The sequence below is a fragment of the Pseudomonas sp. MOIL14HWK12:I2 genome (assembly GCF_000510745.1).
In the GTDB taxonomy this organism is placed as follows: Bacteria; Pseudomonadota; Gammaproteobacteria; order Pseudomonadales; family Pseudomonadaceae; genus Chryseomonas; species Chryseomonas oryzihabitans.
Genome location: NZ_AZOA01000003.1, coordinates 38,655 through 61,352, shown reverse-complemented (window position 1 = coordinate 61,352; position 22,698 = coordinate 38,655). Strand labels below are relative to the sequence as shown.

Annotated in this window: 14 protein-coding genes and 2 tRNA genes; 10 read left to right on the top strand and 6 right to left on the bottom strand. The window is 67.8% G+C overall.

Features of this window, described 5'->3' with window-relative positions:
* Window positions 1–94 precede the first annotated feature (94 nt).
* On the bottom strand, window positions 95–3,565 hold the full coding sequence (locus PSK12I2_RS0100265; protein WP_027596846.1) for a PAS domain-containing hybrid sensor histidine kinase/response regulator: 3,471 nt from the start codon (window positions 3,563–3,565) through the stop codon (window positions 95–97).
* A 158-nt stretch (window positions 3,566–3,723) separates the two neighbouring features.
* Between PSK12I2_RS0100265 and PSK12I2_RS0100260 the strand changes: the two genes are divergently transcribed.
* Both PSK12I2_RS0100260 and PSK12I2_RS0100255 read left to right on the top strand, forming a co-directional pair.
* Entirely contained in the window at window positions 3,724–4,290 is a 567-nt protein-coding gene (locus PSK12I2_RS0100260; RefSeq protein WP_027596845.1) for a GNAT family N-acetyltransferase, read from the top strand.
* Between the two features lie 186 nt (window positions 4,291–4,476).
* Window positions 4,477–6,933: a bifunctional diguanylate cyclase/phosphodiesterase gene (locus PSK12I2_RS0100255; protein WP_027596844.1), complete on the top strand. Its 2,457-nt coding sequence runs from the start codon at window positions 4,477–4,479 to the stop codon at window positions 6,931–6,933.
* Here PSK12I2_RS0100255 and PSK12I2_RS0100250 read toward each other — a convergent pair.
* Together PSK12I2_RS0100250 and rdgC are read right to left on the bottom strand one after the other, a co-directional pair.
* Window positions 6,883–7,824 (bottom strand): bile acid:sodium symporter family protein, encoded by a 942-nt coding sequence (locus PSK12I2_RS0100250; protein ID WP_027596843.1) that lies wholly within the window; start codon window positions 7,822–7,824, stop codon window positions 6,883–6,885. The two genes, PSK12I2_RS0100255 and PSK12I2_RS0100250, sit on opposite strands and share 51 nt — an antisense overlap.
* A gap of 60 nt (window positions 7,825–7,884) precedes the next feature.
* Window positions 7,885–8,805, bottom strand: a complete 921-nt coding sequence (gene rdgC, locus PSK12I2_RS0100245) for a recombination-associated protein RdgC (RefSeq protein ID WP_007159072.1) — start codon at window positions 8,803–8,805, stop codon at window positions 7,885–7,887.
* Between the two features lie 210 nt (window positions 8,806–9,015).
* On the opposite strand from rdgC, the gene PSK12I2_RS0100240 reads away from it, so the two are divergent.
* Window positions 9,016–9,091 (top strand) — tRNA-Val (locus tag PSK12I2_RS0100240).
* Between the two features lie 13 nt (window positions 9,092–9,104).
* Window positions 9,105–9,181: transfer RNA gene (locus PSK12I2_RS0100235), tRNA-Asp, on the top strand.
* Between the two features lie 338 nt (window positions 9,182–9,519).
* Here the strand turns inward: PSK12I2_RS0100235 and PSK12I2_RS0100230 are convergent.
* On the bottom strand, window positions 9,520–12,549 hold the full coding sequence (locus PSK12I2_RS0100230) for an FAD-binding and (Fe-S)-binding domain-containing protein (RefSeq protein ID WP_027596842.1): 3,030 nt from the start codon (window positions 12,547–12,549) through the stop codon (window positions 9,520–9,522).
* 151 nt (window positions 12,550–12,700) lie between these two features.
* On the opposite strand from PSK12I2_RS0100230, the gene PSK12I2_RS0100225 reads away from it, so the two are divergent.
* Window positions 12,701–13,606: a LysR substrate-binding domain-containing protein gene (locus tag PSK12I2_RS0100225; protein WP_027596841.1), complete on the top strand. Its 906-nt coding sequence runs from the start codon at window positions 12,701–12,703 to the stop codon at window positions 13,604–13,606.
* A complete protein-coding gene (locus PSK12I2_RS0100220) occupies window positions 13,603–14,310 on the top strand; it encodes a GntR family transcriptional regulator (protein WP_027596840.1) in 708 nt (235 codons plus the stop codon). Before PSK12I2_RS0100225 ends, PSK12I2_RS0100220 begins: the two co-directional genes overlap by 4 nt.
* Before the next feature lie 63 nt (window positions 14,311–14,373).
* Here PSK12I2_RS0100220 and PSK12I2_RS0100215 read toward each other — a convergent pair whose 3' ends face one another.
* The gene (locus PSK12I2_RS0100215) at window positions 14,374–15,327 is read right to left on the bottom strand and encodes a PDR/VanB family oxidoreductase (RefSeq protein WP_027596839.1); all 954 of its coding nucleotides are present in this window, start codon (window positions 15,325–15,327) and stop codon (window positions 14,374–14,376) included.
* Between the two features lie 10 nt (window positions 15,328–15,337).
* Entirely contained in the window at window positions 15,338–16,396 is a 1,059-nt protein-coding gene (locus PSK12I2_RS0100210; RefSeq protein ID WP_027596838.1) for an aromatic ring-hydroxylating dioxygenase subunit alpha, read from the bottom strand.
* Between the two features lie 378 nt (window positions 16,397–16,774).
* Between PSK12I2_RS0100210 and PSK12I2_RS0100205 the strand changes: the two genes are divergently transcribed.
* The 4 genes from PSK12I2_RS0100205 (at window position 16,775) to PSK12I2_RS0100190 (ending at window position 22,487) form a co-directional block, all read left to right on the top strand.
* Window positions 16,775–18,118, top strand: a complete 1,344-nt coding sequence (locus tag PSK12I2_RS0100205; protein WP_027596837.1) for an MFS transporter — start codon at window positions 16,775–16,777, stop codon at window positions 18,116–18,118.
* 106 nt (window positions 18,119–18,224) lie between these two features.
* Complete coding sequence (locus tag PSK12I2_RS0100200; protein WP_007159065.1) at window positions 18,225–19,055, top strand: p-hydroxycinnamoyl CoA hydratase/lyase; 831 nt, start codon at window positions 18,225–18,227, stop codon at window positions 19,053–19,055.
* A gap of 39 nt (window positions 19,056–19,094) precedes the next feature.
* On the top strand, window positions 19,095–20,543 hold the full coding sequence (locus PSK12I2_RS0100195; protein WP_027596836.1) for an aldehyde dehydrogenase: 1,449 nt from the start codon (window positions 19,095–19,097) through the stop codon (window positions 20,541–20,543).
* A 75-nt stretch (window positions 20,544–20,618) separates the two neighbouring features.
* Complete coding sequence (locus PSK12I2_RS0100190) at window positions 20,619–22,487, top strand: feruloyl-CoA synthase (protein WP_027596835.1); 1,869 nt, start codon at window positions 20,619–20,621, stop codon at window positions 22,485–22,487.
* The last annotated feature ends 211 nt before the right edge of the window (window positions 22,488–22,698 follow it).

Genomic DNA, 22,698 nt, shown 5'->3' with positions numbered 1-22,698 from the left:
GCTGTGGATTGTTCCGTCTCGCTGGGCCTCGGCAACCTTAATCGACGCTGAACGAAAGACCGGTCGGCAGCGTGCTCAGCCGCCTCGGTTTCGCTCAACCGGACAAGGCCAGTTGACGGCTCAGCAGGGCACGCAGCGAAGCCGGCTTCACCGGCTTGGGCAGGAAGTCCAGGCGCGCCTGGCGCACCTTGTCCAGGCATTCTGGGCGGCCATCGGCACTGATGACGATGCCGGGGATGTCCTGGCCAAGGGTCTGGCGAATCCATTCGGCGACATCCGGGCCGGTGTCGGCATCGCTCAGGTGGTAGTCGACGATGAGCAGCCGCGGCACCACGCCCTGGGCGAGCAGGGCCGCGCACTCCTCGCGGCTGCGTGCGGTCCAGACCTGGCAGCCCCAGCGGCCCAGCAAGCTGCGCAGGCCGAGCAGGATGCTGTCTTCGTTGTCGATGCACAGCACCGGATCGCCGGCCAGGGGCTGGGCCGCCTCGCTGGCGGCTGCGGCCTGGATGGCCAGGGCGGGCGCCAGGGGGACCTTGACGCTGAAGACGCTGCCATGGCCCGGCCAGGAGCGTACCGAGAGTTCGTGGCCGAGCACCCGGCAGAGGCGGTCGGCGATCGCCAGGCCCAGGCCCAGGCCCTTTTCCGCGCGGGTCTGGTGGCTGTCCAGCCGCTTGAATTCCTCGAAGATCAGCTCGAGCTTGTCCGCCGGGATGCCGGGGCCGCTGTCCCAGACTTCCAGGCTCACGTGCTGGCCCTGGCGGCGTACGCCGAGCAGTACCCGGCCATGGGCGTATCTCAGGGCGTTGGTGAGGAAATTCTGCAGCACCCGGCGCAGCAGCTTGCTGTCGCTGTTGACCACCAGCCGACTGCTGCGGATGCGCAGGCTGGTGCCCTGGTTCTGCGCCAGGGCCTTGAATTCGACGCCCAGGGCTTCGAACAGGGTGGCCAGGGAGAAGGGCGCCGGGGCCGCCAGGATGCGCCCGTTCTCCAGCCGCGAGATATCCAGCAGATCGGCGATCAGGTCTTCGCTGGATCTGAGGGCGCTGTCCATGTTGCGCACCAGCTCCTGGGCTTCCTGGGCCAGGCCGTCCTGGTGGGCGAGGGCGGCGGTGAACAGGCGCGCGGCGCTCAGAGGTTGCATCAGGTCATGGCTGACAGCGGTGAGAAAACGACTCTTGGACTGGTTGGCCGCTTCGGCGTGAGCCTTGGCTTCCTCCAGGGCCTGGTTGAGCTGGGACAGTTCGCGGGTGCGTTCCTCGACGCGCTGCTCGAGGCCCTCGTTGGCTTCGCGCAGGGCGCGCTCGGCCTCGCGGAAGGCGGTGATGTCGGTAAAGCTCATCACGAAGCCGCGTCCGGGCATGGGGCTGCCGATCAGCTCGATCACCCGGCCATTGGGAAAGGTCCGCTCCGAGGTGTGGGGAATGCCCTGGCGCATCCGCTCCACCCGGCGTGCCACGTGCTCGTCGGGATCGCCCGGGCCACAGAGGCCGCGCAGGGCGTTGTAGCGGATGATCTCGGCAATGGGGCGACCGACCTGGATCATGCCGTCGGGATAGTCGAACAATTCCAGGTAGCGCTGATTCCAGGCCACGAGGCGCAGCGACTGGTCGACCACGCTGAGGCCCTGGGAGATGTTCTCGATGGCGCCCTGCAGGAGCGCCCGGTTGAATTCCAGCACCTCCGAGGCTTCGTCCGCGATGCGCACCACGTCGTCGACCTGCATGTCGCGGCCTTCGATGGCGGCCTTGACCACCGCGCGGGCGGAAGAGGCACCGATCACCCCGGCCAGCAGCCGCTCGGTCTGGGCGATCCATTCGCTGTTGGCGTTCATCCCCGGGTGATAGGTCAGGCCGCTCTGCTCGGCGAAGCGGCTGAAGCTCAGGCGGGCGCGCTCGTCGCCGACGAAACGCGCCGCGAGCAGCCGCAGGTCTTCCAGCTTGACCGCCAGCAGGGCGCGATTGCGCGGTCGGGGCAGGGCGTACTGGGCGATGAAGCGCCCGGCCTGCCAGTATTCCGAGACCCGGGTGCGCGAGAGCAGCGACACCAGGGCGAACAGCAGGAAGTTGCCGGCCAGGGAGACCAGGGCGCCGACGGTGGTCGGTTGCAGCGTCCGCTCCCCCGCGGGCTGCTCGAACCAGGCGAGGCCGGGAAAGGCCTCCAGCGACCATTGCAGACTGGTGGCCACCACTGGCAGCACCATCAGATAGCCCCAGAGCAGGGCGCCGGCGGTGAGACCGGCAAAGACGCCGCGGCGATTGGCGGCCTTCCAGAACAGCGCCCCGACCATGGCCGGTCCGAGCTGGGCGATGGCGGCGAAGGCGATCTGGCCGATGGTGGCCAGGCTGGCGTTGGAGCCCAGCAGGCGATAGCTGCAATAGGCCAGGACCAGGATGACCACGATGCTGGCGCGGCGCACCGTGAGCATCCAGTGGCTGAACACCGCATGGGGACTCTCGACCTGACCGCGGCGCTTGAGCAGCCAGGGCAGCACGATGTCGTTGGAGATCATGGTGGAGAGGGCGACGCAGGCGACGATCACCATGCCGGTGGCCGCCGAGGCGCCGCCCAGAAAGGCCAGCAGGGCCAGCCAGGGACGCTCCTGGGCCAGCGGCAGGCTGATGACGAAGGAGTCGGGCAGCACACCGCCGGGCAGGTGCAACTGGCCGGCCAGGGCGATGGGGATGACGAACAGCGCTGCCAGCGCCAGATAGAGCGGAAACACCCAGCGCGCCAGGTTGACGTCCCGGGTGTCGGTGTTTTCCACCACGGTGACGTGGAACTGGCGCGGCAGGCACATCACGGCGATGAAGGCCACGCCGGTCTGGATCAGCAGCCCCGGCCAGTCCAGGGTTTCGCGCCAGTATTCCTGCAGTTGCGGCGCCTGCTGCGAGCGGGTGAGCAGATCGGTGAAGCCGTCGTGCAGGCCATAGGTGACCCAGAGGCCGACGGCGATGAAGGCGGCGAGCTTGACCAAGGATTCGAAGGCGATCGCCAGCATCATGCCGCGGTGGTGCTCGGTGACGTCCAGGTTGCGGGTGCCGAACAGGATGGCGAAGACCGCCAGCACCAGGGAGACGAACAGCGCGGTGTCCTGGGCGCGGGTGCTCAGGGACTCGGCATTGATGCCGGTCAGCAGGTTGACGCCGATGACGATGCCCTTGAGCTGCAGCGCCAGGTAGGGCAGGACGCCGACCAGGCAGATCAGCGCGACGACGATGGCCAGCGTCTGCGACTTGCCATAGCGGGAGGCGATGAAGTCGGCGATGGAGGTGATGTTTTCCTTCTTGCTGATCAGCACCATCTTCTTCACCAGTTGCGGCGCCAGCAGCAGGAAGAGGATGGGCCCCAGGTAGATGGGCAGGAAGGACCAGAGCTGGTCGGCGGCCTGGCCGACCGCGCCGAAGAAGGTCCAGCTGGTGCAGTAGACGGCCAGCGACAGGCTGTAGACCCAGGCCCGCAGGCGCGGCCTGAGTGGGGGCCGGCGATCGCCGTAGAAGGCGATGGCGAAGAGCAGGGCCAGATAGCCGAGGGTAACGGTGATGATCAGTCCGCTGGGCAGGGACATGGCGACTCCAGACATTCCAGGCGCCCATCGCGCCCGGGCAAAGTGTCGCACCTTGGGGTGCCAGACGTCAGTTCTGGTGCGTTGGGGGATGCCAGTGGGTTGAGCCGGGCGGCCGGCCCTGTTAGGTTGGCGGGCTGATTCAAGAGCGAGAGACCGTCATGTTCCAAGCGCAGCCCATTTCCCTGCAACGTGGTGCGCTGCGCCTGGACCCCCTGGCGGAAGGCGACGTGCTGGAGCTGGTCAGTCTGGCCGAGCGCAATCGCGAAGCGCTGCACTACCTGAGCGGGCCCCTGCGTCCGGACTGGTATCGCCAGGCCCTGGCCGAGCAGCGCGAAGGACGCGCCTTGCCCTTTGCCGTGCGCATCGCCGACCGGCTGGTGGGCACCACCCGTTTCGCCGACTTCCTGCCGGCGCTGCCCGCCGCCGAGATCGGCTGGACCTGGCTCGACAGCGAACAGCATGGCAGCGGACTCAACGGCAACATCAAGTACCTGATGCTGCGCCATGCCTTCGAGCACTGGCAGCTGGTGCGGGTGCAGCTCAAGACCGCCGCGACCAATCTCCGGTCCCAGGCCGCCATCGAGAAGCTGGGGGCGGTCCGCGAAGGCCTGCTGCGCCATCATCGGCGCCTGGCCGACGGACGTCTGGACGACACCGTGATGTACAGCATCACCGATCGCGAATGGCCCGAGGTCAAGGCGCGCCTGGAGGCGTCCTTCAACTAGCGGTGGCTCCTCGACTACCGTTCGTCGGCAGCCGCTGGCAGCGGTAGGGCGGCACCCCCTCTGCGTCGCTTATCTGGCGCCGGTAGTCCAGCGTAGCTGTCTTCCCGGGCCAACAGTTTTCCGCAAAACGGCCGACATGCCTGCTCAATGGCAAGAATTCGCCCGTCTCCTTTTGCGGATCGCTGTATGTCTTCACTGTCGCCTTCCTCTGCGCTGCGCACGCTGCGGGTCGTCTGGCCCTTCGTCATCATCCTGTCCTGCCAGGCGCTGGTCGCCATCGTCAGCCTGCAACTGCTGTCGACGGTGCGCGCCTATGTGTCCGCGGAAAGCCTGTGGAGCAAGAGCCTTGGCAACGCCATGCTGGCGCTCGGCGCCTACCTGGACGAAGGGCGGCCCGAGTTCTATCACGCTTACCTCGCGTCCATCAGCGTCAACGACCTCGACCGGGCGGCGCGGCAGGAACTCGATAGCGGCGGCGACCGCGCCGAAGCGGCGCGGCTGCTGCGCCTAGCCGGCAACAGCCCGGACGACATCGATGGCCTCATCGCGCTCTTCCAGATGGCTCGCCATGTGGAACCCTTCGAAGGGGTGATCGCCCGTTGGCAGATCACCGATCCCTACATGGACGAATTCCAGGCCCTGGCGCGCACCGGCTTCGAGTTGATCAAGCTGCGGGGACCGGGACCGGCGCTGATTCCGCTGAAACGCCAGCTGCTGGACCTGCACGACCGGATGATGCCGGAAACGGTGGCCTTCTCGGAGCGCCTGGGGGTGGCGTCGCGGCAGCTGGTGGCGGCCCTGTTCATCGCCAACGTCTTGGTCGGCGCCTTGCTGGTGCTCCTGGCCATCTGGCGCATGCACAGCCTGGTGCAGCAGCGCTGGCGCTCCGAGCAGGCGCTGCAGGCCGAAAAGGAACATATCCAGGTCATCCTGGCGTCCCTGGGCGATGCCGTGCTGGCGCTGAATGCCCAGGGTCGGCTGCTCTATCACAACCCGGCCGCGGAGCGCCTGCTGGCGTGGCCGGGGCTGGCGGCGGGTACGCCCGTCACCCACCTGTTCGATATCCAGACCGAGGACCAGCCGGCGTCGACCCAGCCGCTGGCCGAACGCCTGCGCAGCCAGGACTGGCTGGCGGGCAATGAGCCTCTGGCGCATCAGCTGGTGCGCATCGACGGCACTCGGGTGCCGGTGGCCCTGACGGTGACCCCCCTGCCGCGGGGCGAGTCCGGCACCGGGGTGGTGCTGGTGATGCACGACCAGACCCGCGAGCGCGCCTTTCTGCATGATCTGGCCTGGCAGGCCAGTCACGATGCCCTGACCGGGCTGCTCAATCGCCGCGAATTCGAGACCCGGCTGGAGCGCCTGCTGGCCCGCGAGAACCTGGCCTGTGCCTCGCTGCTGTTCATCGATCTGGATCAGTTCAAGATCGTCAACGACACCTCCGGGCATTTCCATGGCGATCGCCTGCTGCGCCAGCTGTGCGAATTGCTCGCTCAGCAACTGGGCGAAGAGGATTGCCTGGCACGGCTGGGCGGCGACGAATTCGGCGTCCTGCTGGAAAATCGTACGCCGGCGCAGGTCGAGGCCGTGGCCGAGCGCCTGCGCTGCTGCGTGGGTAGCCTGCAATTCGAAGCGGCCGGACAGGGCTTTCGCGTCGGTCTGAGCATCGGTGTGGTGCACCTGGGAGGTCAGGCCCTGGCGCCCGAGGAGGCGCTGCGCCTGGCCGATCTGGCCTGCTATGCGGCCAAGGACAAGGGGCGCAATCGCATCCAGGTCTTTGCCCCGGGCGATGTGGAGCTGGATCAGCGCCATGGCGAGATGGCCTGGGTGCAGCGCCTGCATCGGGCGCTGGCCGAGGACAGGTTTCGGCTATACGTCCAGCCGATCCTGGGACTGGGCCAGGAGACCGTCGCGGATCGCCACGTGGAGGTGCTGATGCGGCTGGAAGAGGGCGAGCGGCTGATCGCGCCGGGCGCCTTCATCCCGGCCGCGGAGCGTTATGGCCTGATGCCCGACCTGGATCGCTGGGTGATCGCCGCGGCCCTGGCGCGCTTCGCCGAGCTGCCCGACGGGTTGCTCGACACCCTGGCCATCAACCTGTCCGGGCATTCGCTGGGCGAGGCAGGTCTGGCCGATTTCGTCAGGCAGCAGCTGCAGCGCTGGCAGATCGCGCCGGCGCGCATCTGCTTCGAGATCACCGAGACCAGCGCGGTGGCCAATCTGGATGCGGCGCGGTTGTTCATGGACGAATTGCGTGGCCTGGGGGTGAGATTCTCGCTGGACGACTTCGGCGCCGGGATGTCGTCCTTCACCTACCTCAAGCACCTGCCGGTGGACTACCTGAAGATCGACGGCAGCTTTGTCCGCCACCTGCTGGAAGACGCCGTGGACAGTGCCATGGTCGAGGCGATCAACCAGCTCGGCCATCTCACCGGCAAGAAGACCATCGCCGAATTCGCCGAGAACCCCGCGGTGGTGGCGGCGCTGGCCGCCCTGGGGGTCGACTATGCCCAGGGCTACGGCATCGCCCGGCCGCAGCCCTTCACCGAGGACACCTGCCAGGCGCTGCTCCGGCAGGTGTGGCACGAGGCTTCAGGGATGCGCGTCGTCGTCCTTGAAGCGGCGGAAGAGGGTGGCCAGTAGCGCCCCGGAGATGTTGTGCCAGACGCTGAACAGGGCGCTGGGGACCGCGGCCAGCGGCGAGAAATGCGCCGTGGCCAGGGCGGCGCCGAGCCCGGAATTCTGCATGCCGACTTCCAGTGCCAGGGATTTGCGCTGGGCCACTGGCAACTTGCAGAACTTGCCGGTGAGATAGCCGAGCAGGAAGCCGAAGCCGTTGTGCAGGATCACCACTGCCATGATCAGCAGCCCGGATTCCGCGATGCGCGCCTGGCTGGCGGCCACCACCGCGGCAACGATCACCACGATGCTCACCACCGAGGCCAGCGGCAGCACCTCGACCAGGGCGCCGACGCGCTGGCCGAGCAGACGCTGGGCGACCAGACCCAGGGCGATGGGCAGCAGCACCACCTGCAGGATCGACCAGAACAGCCCGCCAAAGGAGATCGGCAGCCAGGTGGAGGCCAGCAGCCAGATCAGCGCCGGGGTCAGCAGGGGCGCGAGCAGGGTGGTCACCGCGGCGATGGCCACCGACAGCGCCAGGTCGCCCTTGGCCAGCCAGGTCATGACATTGGACGCCGTGCCGCTGGGGCAGCAGCCGACCAGGATGACGCCGACGGCGATCTCCGGCGGCAGGTGGAACAGCTGACAGAGCGCCCAGGCCACGCCCGGCATGATGACGAAGTGGGCTACCACGCCCAGCAGCACCCGCCAGGGGTGACGGCCGACGGCGGCGAAATCCTCGACCTTGAGCGTCAGGCCCATGCCGAACATGATCACCCCCAGCAGCGGCACGATGGCCACGCTCAGCGGCTTGAATACTGCGGGGGCGAAGAACGCCAGCAGGGCGGCGAGCAGCACCCAGAAGGCGAAGGTATTGCCGACGAAGCGGCTGAAGGCGGCCAGGGCACGCATGACAAACTCCTTTTTCAGTAGGCAGAAAAAAGGCCGGTCTGCGCCGGCCTTGAGGTGAGCTTAGAGCCCCTGGGGCAATTCTTCACCACCCAGAGCTTCGATCAGCTGTGGCAGGAATTCCGCCAGGGTCATCATCATCAGCACGAAGCTGGCGTCCTGCTGGCCGAGGGCGTCTTCGCCGCCGTCCTGTTCGGCCTGGTCCTGCAGCAGGTCCTCGAACTTCAGGCGCTTGATGGTGACCTTGTCGTCCAGCAGCAGGGCCAGCTTGTCCTGCCAGGCCAGGGCCAGCTTGGTGACCAGCTTGCCGGCGCCCAGGTGGTTCTGGATCTCTTCGCTGGTCAGGTCCTGACCCTTGCAGCGCACCACGCCGCCGTCTTCGCCGGCATCGCGCAGTTCGCACTCGTCGAGGATATAGAGGCCATGGGTGGCGTCACCGGCCTTGACCCAGTCGGTGAAGGTGGCCATGGGGGCCTGCTTGACGCCCAGCGGGCGGACCGGCAGCGAGCCCAGGGCATCGCGCAGGGTGGAGAGCAGGTCCTCGGCGCGCTTGGCGCTGGAGGCGTCGACCAGGATCCAGCCCTGCTTGGGATCGATGGCGGCATAGGTGGTCTGGCGCCGGATGAAGGCGCGCGGCAGGAAGGCCTGGACGATCTCGTCCTTGATCTGCTCCTTCTCCTTCTTGTAGACCTTGCGCATCTGCTGGTTTTCGATCTCGTCGACCTTTTCCTGCACGGCTTCCTTGACCACACTGCTGGGCAGGATGCGTTCTTCCTTGCGCGCGGCGATCAGGAAGAAGCCCTGGCTTTCGTGCACCAGCGGCAGGTCCGGGCCCTTGCCGAAGGGGGCGACGAAACCGTAGGTGGACAATTCCTGGCTGGCGCAGGGACGAGCCGGCTTGGCGGCGAGGGCGGCTTCGAGGGCTTCGGTCTCGAAGGCGACTTCCTGGGTGAGACGGTAGACGAGCAGATTACGGAACCACATGGTGTCACTCCCAAAAACGAAGCGCGCATTATCCGCGTCGCCCGCCCCGGAGGCCAACCCCGGATCGCGATGGTCGTCGGGAATGCGCGCTTTCTTAGGTGCGCCGGAGGGCAGCGCTAAGCCTTTGGAAGTGCTGGGAAAATTTTTTTGAAAAAGGGGTTGCCAGGTCGTAAACCCGTCCGTAGAATGCGCCCCACTTCGAGAGCAAACGGGTGATTAGCTCAGCTGGGAGAGCATCTGCCTTACAAGCAGAGGGTCGGCGGTTCGATCCCGTCATCACCCACCACTCGAGGTAATGCGCAGCGGTAGTTCAGTCGGTTAGAATACCGGCCTGTCACGCCGGGGGTCGCGGGTTCGAGTCCCGTCCGCTGCGCCATTCAAAGGTTGTCTGGTCCTGAACGCCAGCAACCATCGAGAAGCGGCCCTAGTGGCCGCTTTTTCGTTTGGGCGCGATTTTTCTGGTCGGGCTTTCTCGGGTTTTTCCTTCTCTATGTAGCTTGTTTGGGTCGAGGGTTCTTGCCCGTCGGCCTGTTTGCATGCCTGTGGAAAACGCTGCGCGGTTTTCCACGCTACTGATTAATCATGGCCGCGGTGCTCCGCCGATATGGCTGCTTCTGCATTAGGGTTCTGATCGCGGCCATGGGCCGCTCCTACAGGCACGGATACCGCTGTAGGAGCGGCCCATGGCCGCGATCAGGGGTAGGGCAGAAGCGTTCAGCCCCGCACCGCATCCAGCACCGCTTCCAGCGGATGGCGCAGGGGGCGGTCGTCGATGCGCTTGACCTGGCTGCGGCAGGAATAGCCGGTGGCCAGGGCTTCGCCCTGGTCCGCCGGGACGGCCAGGGCGCGGGCCCAGGACTGGTCGTAGATCACCTTGGAGGTCGCCAGGTTGCGTGCCTCGTGACCATAGGTGCCGGACATGCCGCAGCAGCCGGTGCTTTCCGGCTTGAGGCCCAGACCCAGGCGTTCGAACACCTGCTGCCACTGGCTGACGCTGGCCGGGGCGTTGGTCTTCTCGGTGCAATGGCCGAGCAGGCGATAGACCTTGTCGCCGACCACCTTCTGCTCTTTCGGCAACACCTGCAGCAGCCATTCCTGGGGCAGCAGGACCTCGGGCATCCGGGCGATGCCCGGGACCTTGGTGTATTCCTGGCGATAGACCAGGGTCATGGCCGGATCGAGGCCAACCAGCTTGACGCCGAAGCCGGCCAGGCTGGCGAGTTGAGCGGCGTTGCGCCGTGCGGTGCGCTCGAAGGCGCCGAGAAAACCCTGCACCTGCAGCGGCTTGCCGTTGGCGCGATAGGGCGCAAGGAGCACCCGCTGGCCCAGCCGGGCCGCCAGTTCGAGGAAGGCGGCGGTGAGCGGCGTCTCGAAGTAGCGGGTGAAGGCATCCTGTACCACCACTACGGTTCTGGCGCGCTCGTCCTCGCTCAGCGCCAGCAGCCGCTCCGGCGTGGCGATCTGCACCTGCCACCGATGCATGACCGGCACCAGGTCGAAGCGGCTGAGCAGGGGACTGTCGACCATGCCGATGCGCTCGGCGAACAGCCGCTGGATCGGCGTCGCACCCATCACCGCGTTGTAGAGGCCCGGGGCGCGGGCGAACAGCGGCAGGCTGAATTCCAGGGAGCCGATCAGGTAGTCGCGGACGGGGCGCAGATAGCGGCGGTGATAGAGTTCGAGAAAGCGCGAGCGGAATTCCGGCACATTGACCTTGATCGGGCACTGGCCCGCGCAGGACTTGCACGCCAGGCAGCCGGCCATGGCGTCATAGACCTCGTGGGAGAAATCCGCCTCGGCCTGGCGGCCATTGCGCCAGCGCTGCGGCAGGGCCTTGAGCCAGTTCAGCGCACCGCGCGGCGCCGGGGCCAGGACATCGATGCCGGCCTGGCCCTGCAGGCGCAGCCATTCGCGGATCAGGGCGGCGCGGCCCTTGGGCGAATGGATGCGCTGGCGGGTGGCCTTCCAGGACGGGCACATGGCGTCGTCGGGGTCGTAGTTGTAGCAGGCGCCGTTGCCGTTGCAGTGCATGGCGGTGCCGTAGCTCTGCCAGACGCGCTCGTCGAGGGTGCGGTCCAGTTCGCCGCGGAGGGTCACGCCATCGACCTTGAGCAACTCGGCGCCGCTGGCGAGCGGGGTGGCGATCTTGCCCGGATTGAGCTGGTTGTGCGGATCGAAGGCGCCCTTGAGCGCCTGCAGGGCCGGGTAGAGGTCACCGAAGAAGGCCGGCGCGTATTCCGAGCGCACGCCCTTGCCGTGTTCGCCCCAGAGCAGGCCGCCGTATTTCTGCGTCAGGGCGGCCACCTGGTCGGAGATCGGCCGGACCAGCGCCGCCTGGCGCGGGTCCTTGAGATCCAGCGCCGGACGCACGTGCAGCACCCCGGCGTCGACGTGGCCGAACATGCCGTATTGCAGGTTGTGGCCGTCGAGCAGGGCGCGGAATTCGGCGATGAAGTCGGCCAGCCGCTCGGGCGGTACCGCGGTGTCTTCGACGAAGGGCTGCGGGCGGATCTCGCCCTGGACGTTGCCGAGCAGGCCCACCGCGCGCTTGCGCATGGTGTAGACCCGGGTCACGGCATTGCGGCCGACGGCCAGGGTGTGGCCGAGGCGCTCGACGGTAGGGTCCTGGCGCAGGTGCTCGAGGAAGCCCTGGACGCGGGCATCCACTTCCTCGGGATCGTCGCCGCTGAATTCCACCAGGTTGATGCCCAGGGTGGGACGCGCGACGTCTTCGGGGAAATACTCCGCCACGCTGTGCCAGACGATGTCCTGCATGGCCAGCAGCAGCACCTTGGAATCCACCGTCTCGATGGACAGCGGCTTGAGTTCGATCAGGGCGCGTGCGTCGCGCAGGGCATCAATGAAGCTGGCGTAGCGAACGTTGACCAGCACCGAATACTTGGGAATCGGCAAGACGTTGAGTTTGGCCTCGGCGATAAAGGCCAGGGAGCCCTCGGCGCCGCAGAGCACGCTGTTGAGGTTGAAGCGGCCGTCTGCCTCGATCAGGTGCGCCAGGTCGTAGCCGGTCAGGCAGCGATTGAGCTTGGGAAAGCGCGCCTCGATCAGGTCGGCCTGCTGCTCGGCGATGTCCCGTGCGCAGCGATAGACGGCGCCGGTGCGGTCGTCGCGAGCACAGAGGGCGTCCAGCTCGGCGCTGTCCACCGGGCGACTCTGCAGGCGCTCGCCGCCGATCAGGTAGGCATCCAGCTCCAGCACGTGGTTGCGGGTCTTGCCGTAGGTCACGCTGCCCTGGCCGCTGGCGTCGGTGTTGATCATGCCGCCGATGGTGGCGCGGTTGGAGGTGGACAGCTCCGGGGCGAAGAACAGGCCGTGGGGCCGGAGCGCGGCGTTGAGCTGGTCCTTGACCACGCCTGCTTGCACCCGCACCCAGCCCTCGGCGACGTTGATCTCGAGGATCTGGTTCAGGTGGCGGGAGAGGTCGACTACGATGCCGTCGGTCAGGGACTGGCCGTTGGTGCCGGTGCCGCCGCCGCGCGGGGTCAGGACCACGCCCTGGAAGCGCGGCTCGCCCATCAGCCGGGCCAGGCGCTGGACGTCGGCGCTGTCCTTGGGAAAGACCGCCGCCTGGGGCAGGCGCTGGTAGATGGAGTTGTCGGTGGCCATGACCGTGCGGCTGGCATGATCCAGCGCGATCTCGCCCTGGAAGCCGCTGGCGGCCAGGGTGGTCAGGAAGTCGGTGTAGGCGGCGGCAAGGGGCGCCGGGGCCGGCAGGCGGGCGATCATGTTCATCAGGCGGGCTCTCTGGCGGCGGACGGCCGTCTCCTTCAGCGAGCGAAGGAATGGCGTCGACCTTTTCTGGCTATAGTAGGCATTCTCACCACAGCGCGGCGGCGCCACAACCGAAGATTCCGCCGCCTATGCCGGAAGATCCTGAATGAATCACCGTCGCCTGACGCCCTCCATGTCGCTGCTGCTGGCTTTCGAGGCGGCGGCGCGCCATGAGAGCTATACCCGGGCGGCCGAGGAGCTGTCGCTGACCCAGAGCGCCGTCGGTCGCCAGGTGCAGGCCCTGGAACAGTTGCTGGGATTGACGCTGTTTCGCCGCGAGGGGCGGCAGATCGTCCTTACCGATGTCGGTCGCGCCTACAGTCGCGAACTGGGCCTGGCCCTCGGGCAGATCCGCAGCGCCACCTTGCAGGCCATGGCCTTCGCCTCCGGCCAGGGCACCCTGCGCCTGGCGGTGCTGCCGACCTTTGGTTCCAAGTGGCTGCTGCCGCGCCTAGGCGACTTCTATGCCGCCCACCCCGGCATGCTGGTGCACCTGCATTCGCGCATCCAGGCGGTGGACTTCGCCGCCAGCGAGATCGATGCCGCCATCAGCGTCGGCAGCGGGGACTGGCCGGGGCTGCGTGCCCATCCGCTGCAAGCCGAGCACCTGGTGGTGATCGCCAGCCCGGCGACCCTGGCGGAATTGCCGGACGCCACGCCTGCCACCCTGGCCGACCAGCTGCTGCTGGGCGTGGCCAACAATCCCCAAGCCTGGGGCGAGTGGTTCCGGCATCACGAGCTGCCGCATCGGGCGATGCGCCCGGGGCCGAGTTTCGAGCTGACCTCGCACCTGATCCAGGCGGTACGCGCCGGCATCGGCATCGGCCTGGTGCCGCGGGTACTGGTGGAGGACGAACTGGCCCAGGGCGAGTTGCTGGCCTGTGGGCCGGCGCTGGTCAGTCGCCGCAGCTATTACCTGGTCTATCCGCCGCGCAACGAGGGGCTGCCGTCGCTGCAGGCCTTTCGGCAGTGGCTGCTGGCCGAGATCAATGAAGGAGAGGGACAGCCATGAGCAAGCCGGGACAGCGGGTACTGGCCGCGCTGCGGCAGATGATCCTGTCCGGCGAACTGGGCGCGGGCGAACGCCTGGCGGAGATTCCCACCGCCGAACGCTTTGCCGTGTCGCGCATGCCGGTTCGCCTGGCCCTGCGCACCCTGGCCGAGGAAGGCCTGCTGGAGCGCAGCGGTGCCCGCGGCTATCAGGTGCGGGCGCTGACCGGTGCCGATCTGGAGGGCGCCGTGGAAGTGCGCGGGGTGCTGGAGGGCCTGGCCGCGCGCCAGGCCGCCGAGCGTGGCCTGGACGCGCCGACGCGCGCCCGGCTGGAAGACTGCCTGCGCCGGGGCGATCTGCTGTTCGCCAAGGGGCATGTGCTGCTGGAGGATCTGGAGGAGTACCACGATCTCAACCGGGCCTTTCACCAGGCCATCGTCGCGGCGAGCGGCAATCCGGCCATCGGCCTGGCCCTGGGCCGCCACGAGCATCTGCCCTTCGCCTCGGTGAGCGCCTTGGCGGTGGATGCCGACAATCTCGAGCGCGAATACCGCCGCTTCAACTTCGCCCATCTGCAGCACCATGCGGTCTTCGATGCCCTGGTGCGCGGCCAGGGCGCCCGTGCCGAGGGCATCATGCGCGAGCACGCCCAGGCGACCCTGGGCTATGCACGCTGGTTCGGTGGGGAAGAGGGGGAGGCGGGGGCGGTGCGGGTGTTGGTGTAGGCCGGTTCCCTCACCCCGGCCCTCTCCCAGGGGGAGAGGGGGAGGCTAGGAGGGCTCGGGTCGTTAGAGATCCAGCACCAGTCGCTCGCCCTTGGCGCGGGAGCAGCAGGGGGTGAAGCGGTCGTTGGCGGCGTGCTCGGCCGCGGAGAGAAAGAGGTCGCGGTGCTCGGGTTCGCCGTCAAGCACCGGGGTCAGGCAGGTGCCGCAGAGGCCCTGACCACAGGACACCGGCAGGACGACCCCCATATCGGCCAGCACCTCGACCACGCTGCGCTCGGCCGGTACCTGCACGCGGCGCCCGCTGCGCGCCAGCTCCACCTCGAAGGCCCGTTGCTCGCCCTGGGCGGCGGGATCGGCAGCGAAATACTCCCGATGGATCTGGCCGGGTTGCCAGCCCTGGGCCTGGGCGGCGTCCACCACCGCGGCCATGAAGCCGGCCGGGCCGCAGACATAGAGGTGGTCGTCCGGTGCTGCCGGGCCGAGCAGGTGCTGGAAGTTGGGTCTCAGCGCCGGATCGTGCTGGTCGAAATGCACCCTGACCTGCTCGGCATAGGGCCGCGCCTTGAGCCAGGGGATGAAGGCCGCGTGTTCGCGGTCGCGCACCAGGTAGCGCAGGGTGAAACGCGCGCCCTGCTGATAGAGCTGTTCGGCCATGGCCAGGAGGGGGGTGATGCCGATGCCTCCGGCCAGCAGCTGGGTGCGGCGTGCGCTCGGCACCAGGGCGAACAGATTGCGCGGCTCGCTGACCTGCAGGCGATCGCCTACCTGCAGGCGGTGCATGGCCTGGGAGCCGCCGCGGGAGTCGGGGACGAGCAGCACGGCGATGCGATAGCGGGTCGGGGCGGGTTCGGGCGTGGCGCACAGCGAATAGTGGCGCAGCAGGCCGTCGCCCAGGGCGATCTCCAGATGGGCGCCGGCGGCGAAGCCGGGCAGGGGGCCGCCGTCGGCGCGGGCCAGGTCGAAGGCCAGGATAGTGGGCGCCTCGCGCTGCACGGCGGTGACGATCAGGTCGAGCATGGGAGGTCTCCTAGGCGATCTGCCGGACCGGGATGCCGGTGGCGGCCTGTTCGGCGGCCAGCAGGCGGTCGATGATCTGCCGCGACTGCACGCCGCCGGCATCGATGTTGAGCTTGAGCAGGCCGCGCTTGGGATAGCGCAGGAGGTTCTGCTGCTGGCGTTCGAGCATCTCCAGGTCTTCGCCGAAGATCTTGCCCTGGCCCTCGCGGATGCTGGCGGTGAGCTCGGCATCGTCCGGCTTGAAGTTGCGCGCCATGCCCCAGAAGTACCAGATGGAGGTCTCGGTCTCTGGGGTGATGAAGTCCACCACCACGCTGGCGGCCTTGACCGCCGCCGGGGCGTCGTAGCCGCCATGACCGGCATGGGCCACGCCTACCTCGATCATGACGTGGCTGGGCGGGGTGAAGCGGCAGATCTGCCAGCGATCCACCGGGACGTCATCGGCCAGGCCGTTGCCGCGCAGGGCCATGCGCCAGAAGGGCGGGGCGGAGATGTTTTCCATGTGCCGGCTGGTGATGACCTCGTCGCCTTCGACGCGGGTGGCCGGCGGCGCCTCGTCGATCTCCTTCTGGCCGATGCTGGAGGCGTGGACATAGGTCTCGTGGGTGAGATCCATGAGATTGTCGATCATCAGGCGGTAGTCGCACTGGATGTGATAGAGGCCGCCACCATAGGCCCAGTCCGGGCTCTCGGCCCATTCCAGGCGGGGGATCAGCGCGGGATCGGCCTTGGCCTGGTCGCCCGGCCAGACCCAGACGAAGCCGTGCCGCTCGACGGCGGCATAGGGACGTACCGCGGGAAAGACGCCGACCCGCTGCCCCGGCATGCCCAGGGTCTTGCCGCCGCAGCCCATCTCCAGGCCGTGATAGCCGCAGACCAGGGTGCCGTCGCGGACGAAGCCCAGGGACAGCGGCGCGCCGCGGTGCGGACAGAAATCTTCCAGGGCCACCACCTGGCCGTTGGCATCGCGATAGAAGACCAGGGGTTCGCCGCAGATCTGGCGGCCCAGGGGTTTGTCCTGCACTTCGTCGGGGGTGCAGGCGACGTACCAGGCGTTCTTCGGGTACATGAACGAGACCTCTTGTTGTTGTCTATTGGATCCAATGATCGATTGAGGTCTTTAGGGGTGTCAATGCGGCTGCCAGGTCGTCGAGGGCGATTGCTGCTCGATAATCGCCCGCTAATTGGTCAAAGATACGGGCTCTTACAGGACGGAATAGCCTTGATCGGCCAGCGCTTTCCGGGCAGGACAGAGGCTGGCGCCTGGATTCGATTGGGCAGCGGCATCTTGTGGATTGGATCCATATTTGCCAGCGTTAGCGGGCTGAGATTCCAACAACAAGAACCCAAGGATGCTCGCCATGTCAGTACGCCTCGTTCTCTTTCCGTCCAATCCCGGGCGCGTCCCGCGCGGTCGCCGTCACCTGCTCGATGCGCGAGGTGGGCTATGACCGATCTGCGCGAGATCGTCGACCGGGGGCCCATGCGCGGCTTCCAGTACTTGGCCGTGCTGGTGTGCATCCTGCTCAACATGATCGATGGCTTCGATGTGCTGGTGATGGCCTTTACCGCGGCCTCGGTTTCCCGCGAGTGGGGACTCTCCGGCGCTCAGGTAGGGCTGCTGCTCAGCGCCGGCCTGGTCGGCATGGCGGCCGGTTCGCTGCTGCTGGCGCCGCTGGCCGATCGCTGGGGGCGCCGCCGGCTGATCCTGGTCTGCCTGCTGCTCTCGGGGATCGGCATGTTGCTCTCGGCGCTGGCAGGGTCGCCGCTGCAACTGGCACTGCTGCGCGGCCTCACCGGCTTGGGCGTGGGTGGAGTGCTGGCCAGCAGCAACGTGATCGCCAGCGAATATTCGGCGCGTCGCTGGCGGGGTCTGGCGGTCAGCCTGCAGGGAATGGGCTATGCCTTGGGAGCGACCCTGGGTGGCTTGCTGGCGGTCTGGCTGCTGTCGCACTGGGGCTGGCGCGCGGTCTTCGGCGCGGGTGGCCTCATCACCCTGGGCGCCTTGCCACTGGTGCTCCTTGGCCTGCCGGAATCGCTGGATTTTCTGCTCACGCGGCGGCCGGTCGGCGCTTTGGTGCAGGTCAATCGCCTGGCCCGGCGACTCGGGCAGCCTGAGCTCGCCGCGCTGCCACCGCAGGTGCAAGGCCCCGGCGCCGCCGGCACCGTTGGCCGGCTGCTGGCTCCGGCCTTGCGGCGGACCACCCTGCTGGTGTGGACGCTGTTCTTTCTGGCCATGTTCGGCTTCTACTTCATCATGAGCTGGACGCCCAAGCTGCTGACCACCCTGGGGCTTTCCGAGCAGCAGGGGGTGGCCGGTGGCGTGCTGCTGAGCGTGGGCGGCATCTTTGGCGCCGCCCTGGTGGGTCTGCTGTTCGCTCGCCTGCCGCTGTCCCGGGCGCTGGGCGGCTTCATGCTGACCACCGCGCTGCTGCTGGTGGCCTTCGCCCATATGGGCAGTTCCTACCTGGGTGCCCTGGCCATGGGGCTGCTGATCGGGCTCTTTGCCAATGGCTGCGTCGCCGGACTCTATGCGCTGCCGGCACTGGCCTATGCCGCCGAGGTGCGCGCCACCGGGGTGGGCTGGGGCATCGGGATTGGTCGCCTGGGCGCCATTCTCTCGCCGGTGGTGGCAGGATTGCTCCTCGATAACGGGTGGCCGCCGCTGCGGCTGTACCTGGTCTTTGCTGGTGTCTTCGTCGCGGCGGGGCTGCTGCTCCTGCTGACCCGCCCCGAAGGACGGCCGACGTCAGCGGGTTTGAGCGTGTCCGCGGGCAAGGCGCTGGGCTAGCCGCTTTTGGCAGGGTCATCGTTTTGCCAAAAATAGTTAATTGACTTAACTAGTTCCCTGGCGTAGCTTCAGTGCCATACCCACCCAACAACAAGAGGCACACGCCATGGGCAGTTACGACGGACGCTGGCAGACGGTCAAAGTGGACATCGAGGACGGTATCGCCTGGGTGACGCTCAATCGTCCGGAAAAACGCAATGCCATGAGCCCCACCCTCAACCGCGAGATGGTCGAGGTGCTGGAGACCTTGGAGCAGGACGCCAGTGCCGGCGTGCTGGTGCTGACCGGTGCCGGCGAGGCCTGGACCGCGGGCATGGACCTCAAGGAATACTTCCGCGAGACCGATGCCGGCCCCGAGATCCTGCAGGAAAAGATTCGCCGCGAAGCCTCCCAGTGGCAGTGGAAGCTGTTGCGCATGTACGCCAAGCCGACCATCGCCATGGTCAATGGCTGGTGCTTTGGCGGCGGCTTCAGTCCGCTGGTGGCCTGTGACCTGGCCATCACCGCCGACGAGGCCACCTTCGGCCTGTCCGAGATCAACTGGGGCATCCCGCCGGGCAACCTGGTGAGCAAGGCCCTGGCCGATACCGTGGGCCATCGCACCGCCCTCTACTATGTGATGACCGGCAAGACCTTCAGCGGTCCCGAGGCCGCGGCCATGGGCCTGGTCAACCAGAGCGTGCCGCGCGACCAGTTGCGCGAGGTGACCACCGCCCTGGCCCGCGAGCTGCTGGACAAGAATCCGGTGGTGCTGCGTGCCGCCAAGGTCGGCTTCAAGCGCTGCCGCGAGCTGACCTGGGAGCAGAACGAGGACTACCTCTATGCCAAGCTCGACCAGTCGCGCCTGCAGGATCCGGAAGGCGGGCGGGAGCAGGGGATGAAGCAATTCCTCGACGACAAGAGCATCAAGCCCGGTTTGCAGACCTACAAGCGCTAGATCGCCACCGCCCCACATACAACAACAAGAGGTAGCGTCATGGTCGAGGTATCCCTGCTCATCGGCGGCGCCAGCCGCCCGGCCGGCGACGGTCGCAGCTATCAGCGTTGCCATCCGGTGACGGGTGCGGTGGTCTCCACGGTGGCCGCCGCCACCCTGGACGATGCCGACGCCGCGGTGGCCGCGGCTCAGGCCGCCTTTCCCGCCTGGGCGGCGTTGCCGCCGGGCGAGCGCCGCCGCCGTTTGCTGGCGGCGGCCGATGGCCTGGCGGCGCGCAGTGGCGAATTCGTCGCCCTGGCCGGGGAGACCGGAGCCATGGCCAACTGGTACGGCTTCAACGTCCACCTGGCCGCCAACATGCTGCGCGAGGCGGCGGCCATGACCACCCAGATCCAGGGCGAAGTCATCCCTTCCGACGTTCCCGGCAGCTTCGCCATGGCCTTGCGCCAGCCCTGTGGCGTGGTGCTGGGTATCGCGCCCTGGAACGCGCCGGTGATCCTGGGGACCCGCGCCCTGGCCATGCCCCTGGCCTGCGGCAATACCGTGGTGCTCAAAGCGTCGGAGCAGAGTCCGGGCGTGCACCGGCTGATCGGCCAGGTGCTGCAGGACGCCGGGCTGGGCGACGGCGTGGTCAATGTGGTCACCAACGCCCCGGAGGATGCCCCGGCCATCGTCGAACGGCTGATCGCCAACCCGGCGGTGCGGCGGGTCAACTTCACCGGCTCCACCCGGGTCGGTCGCATCGTTGGCGAGCTGTCGGCGCGCCATCTCAAGCCCGCCGTGCTGGAACTGGGCGGCAAGGCGCCGCTGCTGGTGCTGGAAGACGCCGACCTGGATGCGGCGGTCGCCGCGGCAGCCTTTGGCGCCTACTTCAACCAGGGGCAGATCTGTATGTCCACCGAGCGCCTGCTGGTCGACAGCCGCATCGCCGACGCCTTTGTCGAGCGCCTGGCGGCCAAGGTGCGCACCCTCAAGGCGGGTGATCCCAGTGCAGCCGACTCGGTGCTGGGCTCGTTGATCGACGCCAGCGCCGGCACCCGCATCAAGGCCATGATCGACGACGCCGTGGGCAAGGGCGCCCGGCTGGTCTGTGGTGGCCAGCTCGACGGCAGCATCCTCCAGCCGACCCTGCTGGATGGCGTCACCGCCGAGATGCAGCTCTATGCCGAGGAATCCTTCGGACCGGTCGCGGTGGTGATCCGTGCCGAGGGCGACGAAGCCCTGCTGCGCCTGGCCAACGACTCCGAATTCGGTCTCTCGTCCGCCATCTTCAGCCGCGACACCGCTCGCGCCCTGGCGCTGGCCCAGCGGGTGGAGAGCGGCATCTGCCATATCAATGGCCCCACGGTGCACGACGAGGCGCAGATGCCCTTCGGCGGCGTCAAGTCCAGCGGCTACGGCAGCTTCGGTTCGCGCGCCTCCATCGACCACTTCACCCAGTTGCGCTGGGTGACGCTGCAGACGGGGCCACGTCACTACCCGATCTAGCGTCCGCAGTCCCTAGCTCCTGTTGCAACAACAATAAGAGGCGCCTCCGGGCGCCAGCCCAGAGGAGAATTCAAGGTGAGTCACGTCACGCAAACCCGCGCGCCCGCCGATCAGCCGCTGCGCTATCGCCCGGTGACCCTGGGCCACCCCGGGGTCACGGTGGAAGAGCGCGGGGGGCTGCTCTACATGGCCTCCCAGGAAGCCCTGACCCCACCGCCGCCGCGGCTGCTGGATCGCCTGCTGCACTGGGCCGAAGTGGCACCGGACCGCACCTTCTTCGCCGCGCGGGAGGCCGGCGGCGCCTGGCGCGAATTTTCCTATGGCGAGATGCTACAGCGGGTACGTCAGCTGGCCGCCGCGCTGCTGGAGTTCGGCCTCTGCGCCGAGCGCCCGCTGGCGATTCTCTCCGGCAACGACCCCGAGCACCTGCAACTGGCCATGGCGGCACTCTATGCCGGCATTCCCTTCTGCCCGGTGTCACCCGGCTATGCGCTGCTGTCCCAGGACCACGCCAAGCTGCGCCATGTCTGCGGTCTGCTGCAGCCGGGGCTGGTATTCGTCAGCGACGGCCCGGCCTTCCAGAAGGCGCTGGATGCCGTACTGCCCGCCGACGTACCGGTGATCGCGACCCGTGGCCAGGTGCAGGGTCGCAGCACCCTGGCCTTCGCGGCGCTGCTCGCCCGCGGTGAACTGGCCGCCGCCGAGCGCGCCTTCGCCGCCACCGGGCCGGACAGCATCGCCAAGTTTCTTTTCACCTCAGGTTCCACCAAGCTGCCCAAGGCGGTGACCACCACCCAGCGCATGCTCTGCGCCAACCAGCAGATGCTGTTGCAGACCTTTCCGGTGTTCGGCGAAGAGCCGCCGGTGCTGGTGGACTGGCTGCCCTGGAACCACACCTTCGGCGGCAGCCACAACCTGGGGATCGTGCTCTACAACGGTGGCACCTTCTACCTGGACGAGGGCAAGCCGACGCCCCAGGGCTTTGGCGAGACCTTGCGCAACCTGCAGGAGGTATCGCCCACTGCCTACCTCACGGTGCCGCGCGGCTGGGAGGAGCTGGCCAATGCGCTGGAGCGCGACGCCAGGTTGCGCGAGCGCTTCTTCGCCCGCATGCGACTGTTCTTCTTTGCCGCGGCGGGGCTGTCGCAAAGCGTCTGGGATCGCCTGGATCGCATCGCCGAGGCCCACTGCGGCGAACGCATCCGCATGATGGCCGGCCTGGGCATGACCGAGGCCTCGCCCAGTTGCACCTTCACCACCGGCCCGCTGTCGGTGGCCGGCTATGTCGGGGTGCCGGCACCGGGCTGCGAACTCAAGCTGGTACCGGTGGACGGCAAGCTGGAAGGGCGCTTTCGCGGTCCGCACATCATGCCCGGCTACTGGCGCGATGCCGCCCAGACCACCGCCTGCTTCGACGAGGAAGGCTTCTACTGCTCGGGCGATGCGCTCAAGCTGGTCGATCCGGCCAATCCGCAACTGGGCCTGATGTTCGACGGTCGCATCGCCGAGGACTTCAAGCTCTCGTCCGGGGTCTTCGTCAGCGTCGGTCCCCTGCGCAATCGCGCGGTGCTGGAGGGGACGCCGCTGGTGCAGGACGTGGTGGTGGCGGCGCCGGATCGCGAATGCCTGGGGCTGCTGGTCTTTCCACGCCTGGCGGACTGCCGGCAACTGGCCGGGTTGGACGATGGGGTCGATGCCGCCACGGTACTGGCCAGCGCCCCGGTGCAGGACTGGTTCGCCGCCTGGCTGGGGCGCCTCAATCGCGAGGCCTCGGGCAACGCCAGCCGCCTGGAATGGATCGCCCTGCAGGAAGAGCCACCATCCGCCGACCGCGGCGAGATCACCGACAAGGGCTCGCTCAACCAGCGCAGCGTCCTGGCCCATCGCGCCGAGCGGCTGGACGCCTGCTACCGGGGAACGGCGCCGCTGTTGATCAGGGCGTAATTCGGCGGCTGGGGTCGCCCTCACCCCAGCCCTCTCCCAGAGGGAGAGGGGGCGTTCAGTGCCACTGCGCGATTTTCGTAGGTTGCGGTTGAGCGTAGCGAAGCCCCACAAGGGGGTGAGTGGCTGACGACATCCCTCACCCCAGCCCTCTCCCAGAGGGAGAAGGAGCGTTCAGTGCCACTGCGCGACTTTCGTAGGTTGCGGTTGAGCG